Here is a 17,898-nt window from a genome sequence, read left to right as displayed (position 1 = left end):
CATGTCACGGTACGACTGGGGTAAGACGCACCCGGGCATCGAGCGGTTGGAGCGGGCGGTGACCGACAGGCGCGACGCCGTGGTCAAACACCCGCTCTACGCCAACCTCGACACCCACGAGGCGCTGGTCACCTTCATGCGGCACCACGTCTTCGCGGTCTGGGACTTCATGTCCCTGCTGAAGTCGCTGCAACGACAGCTGACCTGCGTCAGCGTGCCGTGGATCCCGACCGGCCCGACCGGCAGCCGCCGCCTCATCAACGACATCGTCATGGTCGAGGAGAGCGACGAGCTGGGCGGCGGCTACATCAGCCACTTCGAGCTGTACGTGCAGGGCATGGCCGAGGCCGGCGCGGACACCACGGCGGTGAACGCGCTCATCGACCTGCTGCGCGCCGGCCGGCCGGTCACCGAGGCGCTCGCCGAGGCCGGGGTGCCGGCCGCGTCGGCGAGGTTCGCCGCGACCACCTGGCAGATCATCGAGTCCACCCCGGTGCACTGCCAGGCGGCGGCCTTCGCGTTCGGCCGGGAGGACCTGATCCCGGACATGTTCACCCAGGTCGTCTCGGTCAACGAGCACAGCAACCGGCTGCACACGTTCGTCGACTACCTGGAGCGGCACATCGAGGTCGACGGCGAGCAGCACACCCCGATGGCCATGCAGATGCTCGCCGACCTGTGCGGCGACGACGACACCAAGTGGCAGGAGTGCGCCGACACGGTCAACACCGCCCTCGCCGCCAGGGCCCGGCTCTGGGACGACATCCTGGCCGCCATCAAGGGGCCCGCGTGACCGACGCCGACCCGGTCCGGCTCTACCGCACGGTCCGGCTGATCCGCCGGTTCGAGGAACGGGCGGTGGAGCTGGTCCACGGCGGGCAGATCGTCGGCGGCATCCACCCGTACCTCGGTCAGGAGGGGATCGCCGCCGGCGTCTGCGCCGCGCTGGGCGCCGACGACGTGCTCGCCGGCACCCATCGGGGGCACGGGCACGTCCTGGCCCGCGGGGCCGACCCGGCCCGGATGCTCGCCGAGTTGTGCGGCCGGGTCACCGGCCTCAACGCCGGCCGGGGCGGTTCGATGCACGCCGCCGACCTGAGTATCGGCGTGCTCGGCGCCAACGCGATCGTCGGCGCCTCCGGGGCGATCATCACGGGCGCGGTCTGGGCCCACCGCCGCCGGGGCCGCGACACCGTCGGGGTGAGCTTCTTCGGCGACGGCGCGGTCAACGAGGGGATGCTGCTGGAGGCGTTCAACCTGGCCGCGCTCTGGCGGGTGCCGGTGCTGTTCGTCTGCGAGAACAACGGTTACGCCACCACCATGCCGGTCGCCGGCGCGGTGGCCGGCAGCATCGCCGGGCGGGCCGCCGCGTTCGACATCCCGGCCGTGCGCGTCGACGGCCAGGACCCCGAGACGGTACGCGTCGCCGCGTGCGCCGCCGTCGACCGGATGCGCGCCGGCGGCGGCCCCGAGCTGATCGAGGCCCGGACCTACCGCTTCGACGTCCACCACACCTTCGAACACGCGGTACGCCTCGACGACTATCGCCCACCCGACGAGGTGACCCGTGGTCGGGTCCGTGACCCGGTGCGCATCCAGGGTGAACGCCTCGCCGACGCCGATCGCGCCGCCGTGGACGCCGAGGTCGAGGCGACCCTCGACGCGGCGGTGCGGTTCGCCCTGGACAGCCCGGAACCCGACCCGGCCGAGGCGTTGACCTACCTGTACGCCAGCGGCCTGACCGCCCGCACCGGAGGTGGCTGAGGTGCCCCGACTGTCGTACCGCCGGGCGCTGACCCGGGCCCTCGCTGACGAGTTGGCCCGCGACGAGGCGGTGTTCCTGCTCGGCGAGGACGTTCGGGTCGGGGCGTCGCTGGTGACCACCGGGCTGGCCAAGCGGTTCGGCGCCGAACGGGTCCGCGACACCCCCCTGTCGGAGCAGGCGTTCACCAGCTTCGCGACCGGTGCGGCGCTGGCCGGGCTGCGGCCGGTGGTCGAGTTCCAGATCCCGTCGCTGCTGTTCCTGGTCTTCGAGCAGATCGTCAACCACGCGCACAAGTTCCCGTTGATGACCGGCGGGCAGTGCAGTGTCCCCGTCACCTACCTGGTGCCCGGCTCCGGCTCGCGTACCGGGTGGGCCGGGCAGCACTCCGACCACCCGTACAGCCTCTTCGCCCACGTCGGCGTGGTCACCGTCGTGCCGGCCACCCCGGCCGACGCGTACGGGCTGCTGGTCACCGCGATCCGCCACGACGACCCGGTGGTGGTGTTCGCGCCGGCCGGCGCGATGGACGTGCGCGACGACGTCGACGACCTGACGCCGGTGCCGCTGGGCCGGGGCCGGATCCACCGCTTCGGCGACGACGTGACGGTGGTCGCGATCGGGCACCTGGTGCACGACGCGCTCGCCGTCGCCGAGGAGTTGGCCGACCAGGTCTCGGTGGAGGTGTTCGACCCGCGCACCCTGTACCCGTTCGACATCGACGGTCTCACCGAGTCGGTGGCCCGCACCGGACGCCTCGTGGTGCTCGACGACGGCAACCGTTCCTGCGGAATGGCCGCCGAGATCATCGCGAGCGTGGTGGAGCGGGTCCGGTTGCTCGCGCCGCCGCGCCGGGTCACCCGCCCGGACGGGGCGGTGCTGCCGTTCGCCCCGGCACTGGACCGGGCCGTCCAACCCGGCCGGGACCAGCTCGCCACCGCCATCCACCTGACCCTGAAGGACGGATCATGATCGACCCGAACTATCCGTGGCCGGCGGCCGACCGGGCCTGGACCGACCTTCCGGAGCCGGGCCGTCGGGCCATGGTGGCCAGTGGGGCGGCGGCCTGGGAGCAGCTCTTCCACGGCCGGGCCACCTACAACAAGCAGTGGCGGTTGGCCCGACCCCCGGTGCTCACCGCCGACGCCTGGCGGGAACTCAACGAGGTCTGCGACCGGCTCGCCCAGCTCATCCTCGACGCCTGCCGTCGGCGGGCCGGCACCGCCGGCGAGCTGCGCCGGCTGCTCGGCGTACCGGCGGGGGAGACCCGGCTGCTGGACGAGGCCGAGCCGCTGACCGAGGCGCTGCTGGCCGCGTACCGCCCGGACGTGATCTTCTCCGCCGGGGTGCCGAAGTTCGTCGAGTACAACATCGACAGCAGCCTCGGCGGTGGGTTCGACGCCGACACCGTCATCCAGCGGTACGAGGGCCTCTACCGGGAGCACGGCATCCTCGACGACCTGCCGGTGCGGGCCGCGCCGTCGCTGCTGGACCAGCGGTTCGTGGCGATCCGCGAGGAGCTGCGGCTGCCCGAGGGCGCCCGGGTGGCGCTGCTGATGGACTTCGACGGCGACTACCCGGGCCTCGACGACCCGCAGACGTTCCTCCGGATCCTCGACCCCCTCGCCGTACGGGCCCGGGACTTCGGCATCGACCTGGTCATCGCCCCGGTCGCCACCGCCACAGTGGACGCCGACAACCGTCTGGTCGTCGACGGCGCCCCGGTCGACGCGCTGTTCCGGTTGTTCGTGCCCAACCGGGTCACCCCGACCGCCGGTCTGGACGCGGTGGCCGTGGCCCTCGCCGCCGGCACCCTGCCGATGTTCGTGTCGGCGGCGGCCTGGCTGCTCGGCAACAAGACCACGTTCGCCTGGCTGTGGGAGGACGTGGCCGGGCTGCCCGCCGACGACCAGGCACTGATCCGCCGGCACGTGCCGTACACGGTGCCGTTGACCGCCGCGGTGCTCGACCGGGCCATCGCCGAGCAGGCCACGCTGGTGGCGAAGCCGGCCGACGGTTCGGCCGGGCACGGTGTCCTGCTCGGCCCGGAGTTGAGCGCGGCGGACTGGGCCGACGGTGTGCGGGCCGCCGTCGACCAGGGCGGCGCCATCCTCCAGGAGTACCTGCCGACCGACCGGGTGTCGATGGACTTCGTCCAGATCGAGACGGGTGAGACGGTCACCGCCGACGTCCCGTACTCCCTGGCCCCGTACCTGTTCGGTCGGCACGCCTCCGGCGGCCTGGCGAGGGTCGGCTACCCCGGCTGCGACGGCATCCTCAACCTGGCCCACGGCGTCCTCCTAACCGGAATCCTCCTAACCGACTAACCGCGCCGGAGGGGATGGCGGGTGGACAGGGCGCGGAGGGTTTCGGCGGTGGCCACGGCGTCGCTGCGGGCGCTGCCGTGGCGGCCGTCGGTGCTGTAGAGGGTGGGGTCGGCCGTCAGGGGATGGTCGGTCAGGTGCACGTGGATGGTGTTCAGGCGCTCGGCCAGGCTTGCCGTGTGGGCCGACAGGCGGCGCATTCGGTCGCCCAGGCCGGGCCGCAGGTGCGCGGGCACCGCCGGGCTGTGCGAGACGTCGAACATGCCAACTGTGATCACGTCGGCGCCCACGTCGCGCAGCCCGATGATCATCGCGGTCAGCTCGGCGTCCACCGCCTCCGCGTCGTACGCCGGGTGGAAGGCGTCGTTGCCCCCGCAGACGACCAGCGCCAGGTCCGGTGCGAACGCCAGCGCCGGGGCGAGCTGGGTGGCCCGCACCTGGTGCGCGCGCAGCCCGCGTCGACCCAGATTCCGGTACGCCAACTCGGGGCGCACGGCGGTCAGCTCGGCGGCGACCCGGTCGACCCACTGTACGTCCGGGTAGCCCGGTGTCGGCTCACACATGCCCTCCACGACGCTGTCGCCGAGCGCCACGAACCGCCGCCACGGGTGCCCGTTCAGCAGCTCGGCGGCCTCCCCGGGGCGCAGACAGTACGGGTCCGTCGATTCGGTGAGCGTCGATGGCATGCCGGCACGCTAGCCGACCGCCGGGCTGCCCGGCCAGGCTCAGCCGGTCAGGCTGACCTCGGCCAGGTAGACACAGGTCCGCCCCTCGTGCGACGAGTAGTAGCTCACCCAGAGCAGGTCGTCGTGCCAGACCAGGCCGGGGTAGCTGGTGTCGCCGCCGGACGGCAGCGCGACCAGCTCGGTCAGCTCGCCCCGGTCCGGGTCGACGACGCAGATCGCGGTGCGGACCTCGCCGTCGTGCAGCCGCACCCCGGCCAGCAGCAGCCCGTCGGGCAGCCGGAGCAGCGTCGGCCCGCCCACCTGGACACCGAGATCCGTCCAGGTCCAGTCCCGGTACGGCGGCACGGCCCGGCCGAGCTGCGCGCTCGCGGTGCCCGCGTCCCGCCGCAGCAGGCAGAGGGCGGTGCCGTCCGGGGCGAAGACCAGACCGGACTCGTTGGGGTACCCGTCCTCGAACAGCATCGGCACCCACTGCCGCAGGTCCACCCCGTCCGTGCTCCGGTAGAGCCGGGCGAACCTCGGCTCCCGGGTGGCGTAGCCGACGCCGTACATCGCGTCGTCGTGCCAGGCCGCCCGCCACACCCAGACGCCCGGCTCGCCCACCTGGGTCGGACCGCCCCAGGCGTGCCCGTCGGTGGAGAGCCAGGTCACCGTCTGGAACGTCGTGGTGACCGCGCCGGTGGCGGCCGCCGCCAGCAGTTGCAGCCGCCCGTCGGGTCGTGCCACGAAGCGCGGATCGCGCAGGTCGGTGCCGGCCTGCGCGATGACCGTCGCGGAGGTCCAGGACCGACCGTCCGTCGACGTCAGAACCCGGATCACGCCGTCGTCACTGAGGTGGGTGCGGGCCTCCCGGAAGGCGCAGAACCAACGTCCGGAGTACCGGACCAGGTCGGTGAACGCGCTGTGCGGCGCGCTGTCGCCGATCCGGCGTACGGCGGTGACCTCGGCGGTGCGGCGGCGGGTGGGTGACGTCATACGCGGCGACCTCCAGGTGCGGTGACGACGGTCGACGCTAGCCGTCCCCGGTCGACGCCCGCGCGGCCAGCAGCCGAACGTCCGACGAACAACGCGCGCGCTTTACCGGGTGGTGACGGGGGTGGGCCGCGCCGGCGTCTCCGGGCCGGAGGCCCTGCTCAGCAGCGGGTACGCGGTGACCACCAGGCACGCCGCCGCCATGGTCAGCAGGGCCGGGGTGAATCCCAGAGCGTCCACCGACCAGCCGCCGAGCAGCGCGCCGACCGGCAACCCGACGAACGCCAACGAACCGGCGATGCCGATCACCCGGGTCTGCAACTCCGGTGGCACCCGCTCGTAGAGCGCCACGCCGAGCAGCGGGTTGACCGCCGCGATGCCGATTCCGGACAGGAACGTCACCACGAGCACCACCGGCAGCTCGTCGCTGATCGCCAGCGCCACCAGCCGGGGCGTGCCGGCGACCAGCGCGCCGACCAGGAACGTCAGCCGCCGGGGCAGCCGGGGCCCGAGCGCGGTGAACACCAGGTTGCCCAGCAGCGCGCCCGCCGAGAACGCCGCCAGCACCAGGCCGAGACCGCTCGGGCCGGGCAGCTCCCGGGCGACCCAGACCGGGATGTAGACGGCCACGCTCGCGTTGGCCACCATGTTCAGCGCCGAGATGACGGCGAGCATGCCGAGCAGCGGCCGGTCCCGGCCCAGGTAACTGAAGCCACCCCGCAGGGCGCGCAGGTAACCTTCCGGCTGGGTGGGTTGCGTCGGGACGGCCGGCGGGCGGACCAGGACACCGATGAGCAGCGCGCAGACCCCGAAGCTGGCCGCGTCGATGAGGATCGCCTCGGTCACCCCGAAGACAGCGATCAGCAGGCCGCCCACTGCGGCGCCGAACAGTGTCACCACCCGGCTGAGCCCGTCGTACGCGGAGGTCAGCCGGATCAGCGGCACTCCGGCGGCCTCCGCGACCGGGCGGAACATCACGTGCTTCACCCGGTCCCCGATGCCCCGCAGCGCGCCGGCCACCGCGACGAGCGCCACCAGCGGGACGAAGCCCAACCACGGGGTCAGCGCCACGACGACCATCACCACCGCGCTGCCCGCGTCGCAGAGGATCGAGGTACGGCGCAGGCCGATCCGGTCCGCCCACGGCGTGCCCAACGCGCTGGACAGCAGGTAGGGCAGGGTCTCGGCGAACGCGACAAGACCCATCTTGGTGGGGCTGCCGGTGGTGACCAGCACCAGCCACGGAATGGTCACCACCGAGATGCGGGTGCCCAGGTTGGAGATCAGGTCCGCGCTGACCAGGACGACCAGTTGTCGGCGGGGGGTCACGCCCCGACCGCCGCCGCCCGACGGGCCGCGTACCGCGCGCGCAGCGCCCGCTTGTCCACCTTCATCGACCGGTTCACCGGCAGCCGGTCGAGGAACTCCACAGCGGCCGGCGCCCACATCTCGTTGAGTTCGGCGGTCACCAGGTCGATCAGTTCCGCCCCGGTGACCGTCGCGCCCGGCCCGAGCACCACGTACGCGTACGGCACCTCGCCGACCGTCTCGTCCGGCACGCCGATCACGGCGGCGGCCCGTACCTGGGAGTGCCCGACCAGCACGTCCTCGATGGGACGGCAGAAGATCGCCCAGTTCCGGCGATGCGTGACGATCATGTCGTGGGCCCGGTCGACGAGGTAGAGGTAGCCGTCGTCGTCGAGGTGGCCGATGTCGCGGGTTCGCACCCACCCGTCGACGAGCGTCTGCGCGGTCAGCTCGGGCTGACCGTGGTAGCCGGCGAAGCTCAGTCGGGTCCGCACCCACACCTCGCCGTCGCGGCCGGTCGGCAGCACCGCGCCGTCGTCGTCGCGGATCTCGATGCGGACGTCGCCGTAGGGCCGCCCGCAGGAGCGCAACCGCTCCGGGTGCTCCGGATCGTCGGTCAGCCCGGGCAGCGCGGTGATCACGACCGCCTCGCTGAGGCCGTACACGATGCGCAGCACCGGACCGAACCGCGCGATGGCCTGGCGCAGCCGGGCGGGCGCGGCGGGCCCGGCGCCCACGTTGAACATGAACATGGCGGAGAAGTCCGCGCCCACCAGCGCCGGGTGGTCCAACACCTCGTAGAGCATCGGCGGGGTGACGAAGGTCGAGTTGATCCGCTCCCGTTGCACGGTGTCCACGAAGGCCACCGGGTCCCAGTCGTCGCGCAGGAACAGCACCCCGCCGGTGAACAGGTTGAACAGTGTGGTGATCTGCCCGCTGGCCAGCCACATCGGCGAGTGCGACAGGTGTCGCAGCAACGGGAACCCGGCGGCGCGGAAGTCGGCGGCAAGGGCGAGGATCTGGGCGTAGAAGCTCTCCCGGTGGTGCACCAGCTTGGGGCTGCCGGTGGTGCCACTGGTCTGCAGGAACGACTCGGGCGCCGGCACGGACGCCGGCAGCTCCGCCACGTCGGTGTCGGCGGTGAGGTCAGGGCCGGCGCCACCCGCGCCCAGACAGCAGACCGGTGTGCCGGGCAGCGCGACGGCCAGCTCCGGGCCCAGGCTGGCCCCGTCCCGGGCGTCGTAGACCAGGGCGTCCGGGCGAGCCAACCGGATGAACTCGTCGACCTCCCGGCGCGCGGTCACCGGGGCGACCCACATCGTCCGGCAGCCGAGCAGGTGCAGGGCCAGTTGCAGCAGTGGACCCTCCACCGTGTTCGCCACGGTCACCAACACCGCCGACCCCGGCCGTACGCCATGCCGGGTCAACGTCGCGGCCATCGCCCGGACCCGCGCGGCGGCCTCGGCGTAGGTGAGTCGCCGATCGGCGCCGACCAACGCCTCCCGGTCGCCGAATTCGGCGAAGAGGTCCAACACCCTGTGCACGTAGGTAGTGGTGTGCCCGGGTCCGTCAGTCATCCGGCAGCCCCCATCCGAGAAAGCGGCGGTCCCCGGGCAGCTCCCGGTGACGACGCGACGGTGGCGCGCTCGGGCGACCGCTCCGCCGCCGCCTGGAAGCCTAGGCGGGAAACGGCTGGTCGGAACCGTGCCGACGGGCGGTCCGAGCGTCCCGCCGGACATTTGATCGCGTCGATCAGGTTGATTGACGCCTGTCAGCGGCGGCGGCTAGGTTTCTGGACCATCGTCCAGGCGGGCGCCGTCAGCGGACGGCCCTGGGCTGCCACACGATGGAGGTTCCATGGCAACGGCAACCCCGAAGAGATGGCATGTCATCGCCGCTGCGGCCGCGCTGTTGATCGCCGGCGCACCCGCCGTCGTCGCCAGCGCCGGTCCGTCCGGCACCGCCGCCAGCCGACCCGACCGCGCCGAGTGGGCGGGCAGCTGGGCCACCGCTGTCACCCGGGGCAACTCGGTCGGGTTGACCAACACCGGCCTCAACGACCAGAGCGTCCGGATGATCGTGCACGTCTCCGTGGGCGGCCCGGCGCTGCGGGTCCGCCTGAGCAACCTCTACGGCGAGCAGGCGGTCAAGGTAGGACGCGCCACAGTGGCCCGGCCGAACACCGCGACCCCCGACGACCTCTCCGACATCGACGCCGCCTCGGTACGCCCGCTGACCTTCACCGGTGCCACCACGGCGACCATGAACCGGGGCGCCGAACTGCTCAGCGACCCGTTGGCCTTCCCGGTCGCTGACGACAGCGACCTGGTGGTCACAGTGCACTTCCCGACGCCGACCGGCCCGACCACGTTCCACGGGCAGTCCCAGCAGGCCAACTTCATCGGTGCCGGGGATCTGACCGGGGTGGCCGAGGGCACCGGGTTCACCACCCGTCCGACCTGCTGCTGGTTCTTCCTCTCCGGCGTCGACGTGCAGCGCAAGGGCAGCCCCGGCGCGCTGGTAGTGCTCAGCGACTCCATCGGCGACGGTAACGGCAGCACCGTAAACGCCAACCGGCGCTGGCCCGACCTGCTCTCCGACCGGCTGCTCGCCGACCGGCCGGACCGGCGCACCCCGGGCGTGCTCAACCTGAGCCTGGCCGGCAACCGGCTCAACCACGAGGGCACCGAGCCGGGCGACGGCAACTACCCGGGCTACTACCAGCTCGGCCCGAACGCGGCGGCCCGGCTCAACGAGGACGTGTTCGGCCAGACCGGGGTGCGTACCGTCGTCACCCACCTGGGCATCAACGACATCTGGATGTCGAACGACTCACCCGAGGCGATCATCGGCACGCTGCGGCAGATCAACCAGCAGTTCCAGCAGCGCGGGCTGACCAGCCTGGTGGCCACGCTGACGCCGTACGAGGGGCACGGCGCGCCGGGCGTGTGGACGCCGCAGAAGGAGGCCACCCGCCAGGCGGTGAACGCGTACCTGCGCGGCAGTCGGGAGTTCGACGGGCTGCTCGACTTCGACCGGGTGCTGCGCGACCCGGCACGGCCCAGCCAGCTGCTGCCCGCGTACGACTCGGGGGACCACATCCACCCGAACGACGCCGGCAACCAGGCACTGGCAAACGCCGTGCCGCTGCGGCTGCTCGACCTGTGACATGGGCCGGGGGCGGCGGGTGATCCCCGCTGCCCCCGGTCACCGACATCGGCGGGGGGAGGAGTTGGCCGTGGACGTGGACGAGATACTCACCGGCCTGTACAGCGAGGAGGGCAGACAGGACCCGTACCCGTGGTACGCGGACCTGCACCGGCTCGGCCCGATCAGCGCGCTGCCGGCCCGCGCCGAGCACCGGACGGTGACCGCCGTCGCGGTCGGCTACGACCTGGTCGACGGGCTGCTGCGCGATCCGGAGTGGACGAAGCAGCCGCCGCCGGGCTGGGAGGAGCAGGAGATCCTGCGGACCTTCCAGACCTCGATGATGTTCGTCAACCCGCCCGATCACACCCGGATGCGGCACGTCTTCTCCCGCACCTTCACGCCGCGCCGGCTCGGCGCGCTGGAACCGGTGATCCTGCGGGTGGTGGACGAGCTGCTGGACCGGATGGCGGACGCCGGGGAGGACGTCGTCGACTTCGTGGCCGACTTCGCGTACCCGATTCCGGCGCTGGTGATGGCCGAGTTCATCGGCATCCCGGCAGCGGAGTTGCAGTGGTACCGCGAACGGGTGGAGTGGATCGACGAGTTCCTGGACGTGGCGGGGAAGACCCCGCAGCGGCTGGCCGCGGCCAACACCGCCGCGCGGGAGTTGCGGGACTTCTACCGGGAGCTGCTCGGGCACCGCCGCCGGGTGCCCGCCGACGACCTGCTCAGCGCGTTGGTCGAGGCCCTCGACTCCGGGGAGGTGGAGCTGACCGAGGAGGAGTTGGTCAGCAACCTGATCGTGCTGTTCAACGCCAGCTTCGTCACCACGGTCTACATGTTCAGCAACGGGCTGCCGTTGCTGCTGGCCCACCCGCAGACCGTCGCGGCGCTGCCCACCGACGCCACGCTGGCGCAGGGCTGCGTCGACGAGGTGCTGCGGTTGGCGAGCCCCGTGCACTTCCTGGCCCGCGCCGCGCCGACCGACACGGTGCTGCACGGCGTGCCGGTCGCCACTGACGACAACGTGCTCATCATGATCGGGGCGGCCAACCGCGACCCGGCCCGCTTCCCGGCTCCGGACACCTTCGACCCGACCCGTTGCGGCCCGCCGTCGCTGGCCTTCGGGGTGGGCCCGCACTTCTGCCTCGGCGCGGCGGTGTCGCGGTTGGAGGGCCGCCTCGCGCTGCCCCGGCTGTTCGCCCGGTTCCCCGCGCTGAGGGTCACCGAGGCGCCGGCGTACAGCGGCAGCCTGTTCCTGCGCGGCGTCGACACGTTGCTGGTCAGCACCGGTGGATAGGAGCGAGATGGCAGTGCACCCGGAGGTGGCGGCCTACCGGGCGGCCCGTGCCGCGGCCGGCACCCCGCCGCTGTACGCACAGACCCTGTCCGAGGCGCGCGCCGCGGACCTGGCCGCGATCCGCGCCGGCAGCGGCGCGGTCGAGCCGGTGACCGAGGTACGCGACGAGCGGATCCCCGGCCCCGCCGGTGAGCTGCGGCTGCGGGTGTACCGGCCGACCGGGTCGGGTCCGCTGCCCACCCTGCTGTACTTCTTCGGCGGCGGCTGGACGCTCGGCAGCATCGACACCGCCGACGGCATCTGCCGGCGGCTGGCCAACGCCGTGCCCTGTCAGGTGATCACCGTCGGCTACCGCCTCGCCCCGGAGCACCCCTTCCCGGCTGCGGTGCACGACTGCCACGCCGCCACTTCGTGGATCGCTCGGCACGCCGACGAGCTGGGAGTGGACCCGACCCGGCTGGCGGTGGGAGGCGACAGCGCCGGCGGGAACCTGGCCGCCGCGGTCACCCTGCTCAGCCGTACGGACGGGCCGCCGCTCGCCGCGCAGTTGCTGGTCTATCCGAACACTGACCAGAGCGGCGAACCGGCCGGGGACGACGACCCGGCGCTGTTCAACAGCCGTTCGGTCGCCTGGTACCGGACGCACTACCTGGCCGATCCGGCGTACGCGAAGGATCCGCTGGCCTCGCCGCTGCTCGCCGACGACCTGTCCGGGTTGCCGCCGGCGCTGGTGATCACCGCCGAACTGGATCCACTGTGCGCCGAGGGGCAGCGGTACGCCGAGCGGCTGCGCGACGCTGGTGTGTCCACCCGGCTGGAGCACTACCCGGGCATGATCCACGGGTTCTTCGCCATGCCGGGCACCTTCACCGACGGTCGGCGCGCGCAGGAAAGCGCCGCGGCCTTCCTCCGCGAGCGCTTCGGACTGCCGGCCGGGCCGGGCGGGGTGGATGAGCCGGCCGAGCCGGATGCCGCGACGGGTCCGGGGCCGGGCGATGGGTGAGCGGGTGTTTGCCGACCTGCCGGCCGTGTCGCTCGCCGACTACGCCGAGCGGGCCCGGGCCGTGCTGCCGCCGGACGTGTGGGACTACCTGGCCGGCGGCAGCGCGTCCGAGGTGACGCTCGCCGCGAACCGTCGCGCGCTGGACCGGGTCGCGGTGCTGCCCCGGGTGCTGCGCGGGGTGGACACCGTCGACCTCGGCACCCACCTGCTCGGCCGGCGGTACGCCATGCCGGTCGGGGTGGCGCCGATGGCGTACCAGCGGTTGGTGCACCCGGACGGAGAACTGGGTCTGGCGGCGGCGGCCGGCGCGGCAGGGATCCCGTACCTTGCCAGCACGCTGGGCAGCACCCCCATCGAACAGGTCACCGGGGCGGGCGCGGACGTCTGGTTCCAGCTCTACTGGCTGCGCGACCGGGCGCTCGTCCGCGACCTGCTGGACCGGGTCGTCGCGGCCGGGTGCCGGGCGCTGGTGGTCACCGTGGACGTCCCGGTGCTCGGCCGACGTCCCCGGGACCTGCGCAACGCGTTCCGGCTGCCGACCGAGGTGGTCGCCGCGAACCTCCCGGACGGTCGCGACGCGCTGGCGCACGCCGGTGCGCCCGGGGTGTCCGCGATCGCCGCGCACACCGCCGCGTCGTTCGCGCCGGCGCTGCGCTGGGCGGACCTGGCGTGGCTGCGCGAGCAGGTCGACCTGCCGCTGGTGGTCAAGGGGCTGCTGGACCCGCGCGACGCGACCGAGGCGGTACGGGTCGGCGCGGACGCGGTGGTCGTCTCCAACCACGGCGGGCGGCAACTGGACGGCTCACCGGCGAGCGTCACCATGCTGCCGCAGGTCGTCGACGTGGTCGGGGACGACTGCCAGGTGCTGCTGGACAGCGGCATCCGGTGCGGCACCGACGTGCTGCGGGCGCTGGCGTTGGGTGCGGCCGGGGTGCTGGTCGGCCGGCCGCTGCTCTGGGCCCTCGCAGCCGGTGGCGAACCGGCCGCCCGGGACGCGTTGGGGCTGCTCGTGGCCGAGTTGACCGACGCGCTCATCCTGGCCGGCTGCGCCGACGTGGTGGCGGCCGGCGAGCTGCGCACCCTCGGGGTCGGCTGAGGGATGGCCGCCGGCGAACCGGTCGACCTGAGCGTCGCCGACCTGCACCCCGCGCTGGGCGATCCGGCGCTGACCTCGATGAACTTCCTCAACGAGGTGTCCGAGCGCTACCCGGCGGCGGTGTCCCTCGCGGCCGGCCGGCCGTACGAGGAGTTTTTCGACCTCGCGGCGGTGCACCGGCACCTGGACACCTTCCACCGGCACCTCGTCGACGACCTGGGGCACCGACCCGAGCAGGCCCGGCGGCTGCTGCTGCAGTACGGCCGGACCAAGGGCATCGTGCACCACCTGATCGCCCGCAACCTCGCGGTCGACGAGGGGATCACCGTCGACCCGGAGGACGTGGTGGTGACCGTCGGCTGCCAGGAGGCGATGTTCCTGGTGTTGCGGGCGCTGCGGGCCGGGCCGACGGACGTGCTGCTCGCGGTCGCCCCGACGTACGTCGGGCTGACCGGGGCGGCCCGGCTGGTGGACCTGCCGGTGTGGCCGGTCGCGAGTGGGTCGGCCGGGGTCGACCTGGCCGCCCTGGCCGCCCAGGTGCGCCGGGCGCGGGCGGCGGGGCTGCGGCCGCGCGCCTGCTACCTGATGCCGGACTTCGCCAACCCCTCCGGGGTCAGCATCGACGCCGCACACCGGCAACGGCTGCTGGACCTGGCCGGGCAGGAGGATCTGCTGCTGCTGGAGGACAACCCGTACGGTCTGTTCCACAGCGACGACGGGCCGCGCCCGCCCACCCTGAAGGCGTTGGACACCGGGCGGCGGGTCGTCTACCTCGGCTCGTTCGCCAAGACCGTGCTCCCTGGCGCACGGGTCGGGTACGTCGTCGCCGACCAGCGGGTTGCCGGCCCGGACGGGCGGGTCGGCCCGTTCGCCGACCAACTCGCCATGATCAAGAGCATGGTCACTGTGAACACGTCGCCGATCGCGCAGGCGGTGATCGGTGGCCGGCTGCTGGAGCACGGATGCAGCCTGGTGGCCGCGAACACCCGGGAGCGGTCCGCGTACACCCGGAATCTGCGCCACCTGGTGGCCGGCCTCACCCGGCGCTTTCCGGCTCAGCCGGACCGGCCCGCGGTGCGGTGGACGGTGCCGGCCGGCGGGTTCTTCGTGGTGGTTACCGTGCCGTTCCCGGTCGACGACGCGCTGCTGGACCGCTCGGGGCGCGACTACGGGGTGCTGTGGACGCCGATGGCGCACTTCTACGACGACAGCGTGCCGGTCCACGCGTTGCGGTTGTCGGTCAGCGCTGTCACACCGGAGCAGATCGACGTCGGGCTGGACCGCCTCGCGGCGCTGATCACCGACGAGTTGACTCGCCGGGCGGGTTGACACACCGCGTTCATCGGATGGCAATGCGCGACGACCCGCGTGCCGCCGTCCTGGTTGGACGGTCATAATAAGCCGCATGGTTGCCTGGGAGTACGCCCTGCTCGTCCGTCGCTATCAGGGACAGGGCCGCAATTTTCACGTCTCGTTCGTCTGGTATGCGCCGGACGGGTCACGCAAGGACATCACCGCCTACGGCGACACCGCCATCGCGCACCTCAACCGCGCGGGCCGGGAGGGGTGGGAGTTGGTCTCCGCCGCGGAGGACGTCAACAACGTCCAGGGCAGCACCGAAGTCCACCGCTACCACCTGAAGCGCCCGATGGACTGAGGCCCCCGCGTCGATCATGGGGTTGTGGTGGTGGACGAAAGTCGTGCACCAGCCCGGATCGGGCACCACAACTCCATGATCGACGCGGTCGAGGGCTAGCTCAGGTCGATGCCGGGGTAGAGGGGGTACGTGGCCAGCAGGTCGGTGGCCTGGCGGGCCACCTTGTCGGCCAGGCCGGCGTCCAGGTTGTACTTCGCCTTCGACGGGGTGCCGTCGGCGTTGGCGCCGGCGGTGGTCTGGGTCAGCACGGTGTGGATCAGCTCGGCGGTCTGGTCCATCTCGGCGGTGCCCAGGCCCCGGGTGGTCAGCGCCGGGGTGCCGATCCGGATGCCGGACGTGTACCAGGCGCCGTTCGGGTCCTGCGGGACCGAGTTGCGGTTGGTGACGATGCCCGAGTCGAGCAGGGCCTGCTCGGCCTGCCGGCCGGTGAGCCCGTAGCCGGACACGTCGATCAGCACCAGGTGGTTGTCGGTGCCGCCGGTGACCAGTGTGGCGCCCCGGCTCAGCAGCCCCTCGGCGAGCGCCTTCGCGTTGTCGACGATCCGCTGGGCGTAGTCGGCGAAGTCGGGCCGGCGGGCCTCGGCGAGCGCGACCGCCTTGGCGGCCATCACGTGCGGCAGCGGGCCGCCGAGCACCATCGGGCAGCCTCGGTCGACCTGGTCGGCCAACTCCGGCTGGCAGAGCACCATGCCGCCGCGCGGGCCGCGCAACGACTTGTGCGTGGTGGTCGTGACGATGTGCGCGTGCGGCACCGGGTCGAAGTCGCCGGTGAACACCTTGCCGGCCACCAGGCCCGCGAAGTGCGCCATGTCGACCATGAAGGTGGCGCCGACCGAGTCGGCGATCTCGCGCAGGATCCGGAAGTTCACCTTCCGGGGGTACGCCGAGTAGCCGCCCACCAGGATCAGCGGCTTGAACTCGCGGGCGGCCTCGGCCACCCGGTCGTAGTCGATCAGGCCGGTCGCCGGGTCGGTGCCGTAGCTGCGCTGGTCGAACATCTTGCCGGAGATGTTCGGCCGGAAACCGTGGGTGAGGTGGCCGCCGGCGTCCAGCGACATGCCGAGCATCCGCTGGTTGCCCAGCTCGCGGCGCAGCGCGAACCAGTCGGCCTCGGTGAGGTCGTTGACCTGGCGGACCTGGGCCTTCTTCAGGGCGGGGGACTCCACCCGGTCGGCCAGCACCGCCCAGAAGGCGACCAGGTTGGCATCGATGCCCGAGTGCGGCTGCACGTACGCGTGCGCGGCGCCGAACAGCTCCCGGGCGTGCTCGGCGGCGAGCGCCTCGACGGTGTCGACGTTCTGGCAGCCGGCGTAGAAGCGGCGGCCGACGGTGCCCTCGGCGTACTTGTCACTGAACCAGTTGCCCATGGCCAGCAGGGTCGCCGGGGAGGCGTAGTTTTCGCTGGCGATCAGCTTGAGCGACTCCCGCTGGTCGGTCAGCTCGGCGCCGATGGCGTCGGCGACCCGCGGCTCGACAGCCCGGATCACCTCAAGGGCACTCCGGAATGCGGTGGACTCGGCGTTGCGGGACATGCGACCTCCAACAGACGTGCGGGAAGGCCCAGGCGCTCGGCAAACGTCCACGTGACGAGGCCGCTCCCCGATGGTTCTCCATCCCCACGCGCCAGTAACGGCCCGGGAGGATCCTACCGGGCCGGAGCCGGCCGTTCGGGCCACCCTCCGGGAGGCGACCCCGCCGACGTGATTGGGCGGTGCGTCGCGGGGCACACGGTAGGAGACCACCGCACCGTCACGGGTGCGGCCAGGGTTCGCACAGAAGGAGTCGAGAACATGACCACACCCACCTCCGACCGGCCGCTCGCCCTGGTGACCGGCGCCTCCAGCGGGATCGGGTACGAGCTGGCGGCGCAGTTCGTCGAGCACGGCTTCGACCTGGTGATCGCGGCCGAGGACGACGGCATCGAGCTGGCCGCGCAGAAGCTGCGCCGCGACGGCGGCCCGCAGATCTGGTCGGTCCGCGTCGACCTGGCCCGCGAGCAGGGCGTGTCGGAACTGGTGGCGGCCGTCACCGCGACCGGACGGCCGCTGGACGCGCTGGCGCTCAACGCCGGCCGGGGCGCCGGTGGCGCCTTCGTCGGCGGCACCGACCTCGCTGACGAGTTGGAGATCGTCGACCTCAACGTGCGCTCGACGGTGCACCTGGCGAAGCGGCTGCTGCCCGGGATGGTCGAGCGGGGCGCGGGCCGGGTCCTCTTCACCTCGTCGATCGCCTCCACCATGCCGGGGCCGTTCCAGGCGGTCTACAACGCGTCGAAGTCGTTCGTGCAGTCCTTCGCCGAGGCGCTGCGCAACGAGTTGAAGGACACCGGCGTCACGGTGACCTCGCTGATGCCCGGGCCGACCGACACGGAGTTCTTCGACCGCGCCGACATGGAGGACACGCGGGTGGGCTCGGGCAGGAAGGACGACCCGGCGAAGGTCGCCGAGCAGGGCTTCGAGGCGATGATGAGGGGTGATCAGACGATCACCGCCGGCTCGCTGATGAACAAGGTGCAGACCGCCGCCGGCAAGATCATTCCGGACAAGCTCAAGTCCGAGCAGCACCGCCGGATGGCCGAGCCGGGCTCGGGCAGCTGACCCGTGGCGCGCGACGAAGGGCCCGGCATCGTGCCGGGCCCTT

16 protein-coding genes and 1 riboswitch are annotated in these 17,898 nt (G+C 72.6%); of the genes, 11 read left to right on the top strand and 5 right to left on the bottom strand.

Annotated features, from left to right (window positions below; genetic code table 11):
* Position 1: 1 nt before the first annotated feature.
* Genes ABZ794_RS24700 through ABZ794_RS24685 form a run of 4 tightly spaced genes read left to right on the top strand, consistent with a single transcriptional unit; the run spans position 2 to position 4,089 of the window.
* Complete coding sequence (locus tag ABZ794_RS24700; RefSeq protein ID WP_210784837.1) at positions 2-793, top strand: DUF3050 domain-containing protein; 792 nt, start codon at positions 2-4, stop codon at positions 791-793.
* Positions 790-1,764, top strand: a complete 975-nt coding sequence (locus ABZ794_RS24695) for a thiamine pyrophosphate-dependent dehydrogenase E1 component subunit alpha (RefSeq protein WP_210784838.1) — start codon at positions 790-792, stop codon at positions 1,762-1,764. The genes ABZ794_RS24700 and ABZ794_RS24695 overlap by 4 nt, the downstream gene beginning before the upstream one ends.
* Position 1,765: 1 nt before the next feature.
* Positions 1,766-2,734 (top strand): transketolase C-terminal domain-containing protein, encoded by a 969-nt coding sequence (locus ABZ794_RS24690; protein WP_210784839.1) that lies wholly within the window; start codon positions 1,766-1,768, stop codon positions 2,732-2,734.
* Positions 2,731-4,089 (top strand): hypothetical protein, encoded by a 1,359-nt coding sequence (locus tag ABZ794_RS24685; protein ID WP_357517772.1) that lies wholly within the window; start codon positions 2,731-2,733, stop codon positions 4,087-4,089. The genes ABZ794_RS24690 and ABZ794_RS24685 overlap by 4 nt, the downstream gene beginning before the upstream one ends.
* Here the strand turns inward: ABZ794_RS24685 and ABZ794_RS24680 are convergent.
* The 4 genes from ABZ794_RS24680 to ABZ794_RS24665 all read right to left on the bottom strand — a co-directional run bounded on the left by ABZ794_RS24680 (position 4,086) and on the right by ABZ794_RS24665 (position 8,629).
* Complete coding sequence (locus ABZ794_RS24680) at positions 4,086-4,772, bottom strand: SGNH/GDSL hydrolase family protein (RefSeq protein ID WP_238688872.1); 687 nt, start codon at positions 4,770-4,772, stop codon at positions 4,086-4,088. The genes ABZ794_RS24685 and ABZ794_RS24680 overlap by 4 nt on opposite strands.
* Before the next feature lie 39 nt (positions 4,773-4,811).
* Entirely contained in the window at positions 4,812-5,747 is a 936-nt protein-coding gene (locus ABZ794_RS24675; protein ID WP_357517770.1) for a sialidase family protein, read from the bottom strand.
* Between the two features lie 102 nt (positions 5,748-5,849).
* The gene (locus ABZ794_RS24670) at positions 5,850-7,073 is read right to left on the bottom strand and encodes an MFS transporter (protein ID WP_210784843.1); all 1,224 of its coding nucleotides are present in this window, start codon (positions 7,071-7,073) and stop codon (positions 5,850-5,852) included.
* A complete protein-coding gene (locus ABZ794_RS24665; RefSeq protein ID WP_238688874.1) occupies positions 7,070-8,629 on the bottom strand; it encodes an AMP-binding protein in 1,560 nt (519 codons plus the stop codon). Before ABZ794_RS24665 ends, ABZ794_RS24670 begins: the two co-directional genes overlap by 4 nt.
* Before the next feature lie 313 nt (positions 8,630-8,942).
* On the opposite strand from ABZ794_RS24665, the gene ABZ794_RS24660 reads away from it, so the two are divergent.
* From ABZ794_RS24660 to ABZ794_RS24635, 6 genes are all read left to right on the top strand, one after another.
* Complete coding sequence (locus ABZ794_RS24660) at positions 8,943-10,220, top strand: SGNH/GDSL hydrolase family protein (protein ID WP_357517800.1); 1,278 nt, start codon at positions 8,943-8,945, stop codon at positions 10,218-10,220.
* Between the two features lie 70 nt (positions 10,221-10,290).
* Positions 10,291-11,502 carry a cytochrome P450 gene (locus tag ABZ794_RS24655; RefSeq protein WP_357517768.1) on the top strand — a complete coding sequence of 404 codons (1,212 nt, stop codon included), beginning with the start codon at positions 10,291-10,293 and terminating at the stop codon, positions 11,500-11,502.
* A 7-nt stretch (positions 11,503-11,509) separates the two neighbouring features.
* Positions 11,510-12,505 (top strand): alpha/beta hydrolase, encoded by a 996-nt coding sequence (locus ABZ794_RS24650; protein ID WP_357517766.1) that lies wholly within the window; start codon positions 11,510-11,512, stop codon positions 12,503-12,505.
* Positions 12,498-13,601, top strand: a complete 1,104-nt coding sequence (locus tag ABZ794_RS24645) for an alpha-hydroxy acid oxidase (RefSeq protein WP_357517798.1) — start codon at positions 12,498-12,500, stop codon at positions 13,599-13,601. Before ABZ794_RS24650 ends, ABZ794_RS24645 begins: the two co-directional genes overlap by 8 nt.
* Before the next feature lie 3 nt (positions 13,602-13,604).
* On the top strand, positions 13,605-14,930 hold the full coding sequence (locus ABZ794_RS24640; protein ID WP_357517764.1) for a PLP-dependent aminotransferase family protein: 1,326 nt from the start codon (positions 13,605-13,607) through the stop codon (positions 14,928-14,930).
* A 67-nt stretch (positions 14,931-14,997) separates the two neighbouring features.
* Positions 14,998-15,258 (top strand): hypothetical protein, encoded by a 261-nt coding sequence (locus ABZ794_RS24635; protein WP_210784879.1) that lies wholly within the window; start codon positions 14,998-15,000, stop codon positions 15,256-15,258.
* A gap of 95 nt (positions 15,259-15,353) precedes the next feature.
* Here the strand turns inward: ABZ794_RS24635 and ABZ794_RS24630 are convergent, their stop codons facing one another.
* A complete protein-coding gene (locus tag ABZ794_RS24630) occupies positions 15,354-16,790 on the bottom strand; it encodes a glycine hydroxymethyltransferase (protein ID WP_210784848.1) in 1,437 nt (478 codons plus the stop codon).
* 19 nt (positions 16,791-16,809) lie between these two features.
* A riboswitch (ZMP/ZTP riboswitch) is annotated at positions 16,810-16,899 on the bottom strand.
* A 149-nt stretch (positions 16,900-17,048) separates the two neighbouring features.
* On the opposite strand from ABZ794_RS24630, the gene ABZ794_RS24625 reads away from it, so the two are divergent.
* Positions 17,049-17,855: an SDR family NAD(P)-dependent oxidoreductase gene (locus ABZ794_RS24625; protein ID WP_210784849.1), complete on the top strand. Its 807-nt coding sequence runs from the start codon at positions 17,049-17,051 to the stop codon at positions 17,853-17,855.
* Positions 17,856-17,898 lie beyond the last annotated feature (43 nt).

It is taken from the genome of Micromonospora sp. NPDC047187 (genome assembly GCF_040643355.1).
Taxonomy (GTDB): Bacteria; Actinomycetota; Actinomycetes; order Mycobacteriales; family Micromonosporaceae; genus Micromonospora; species Micromonospora salmantinae.
This window is presented reverse-complemented; position numbering and strand designations above follow the sequence as displayed.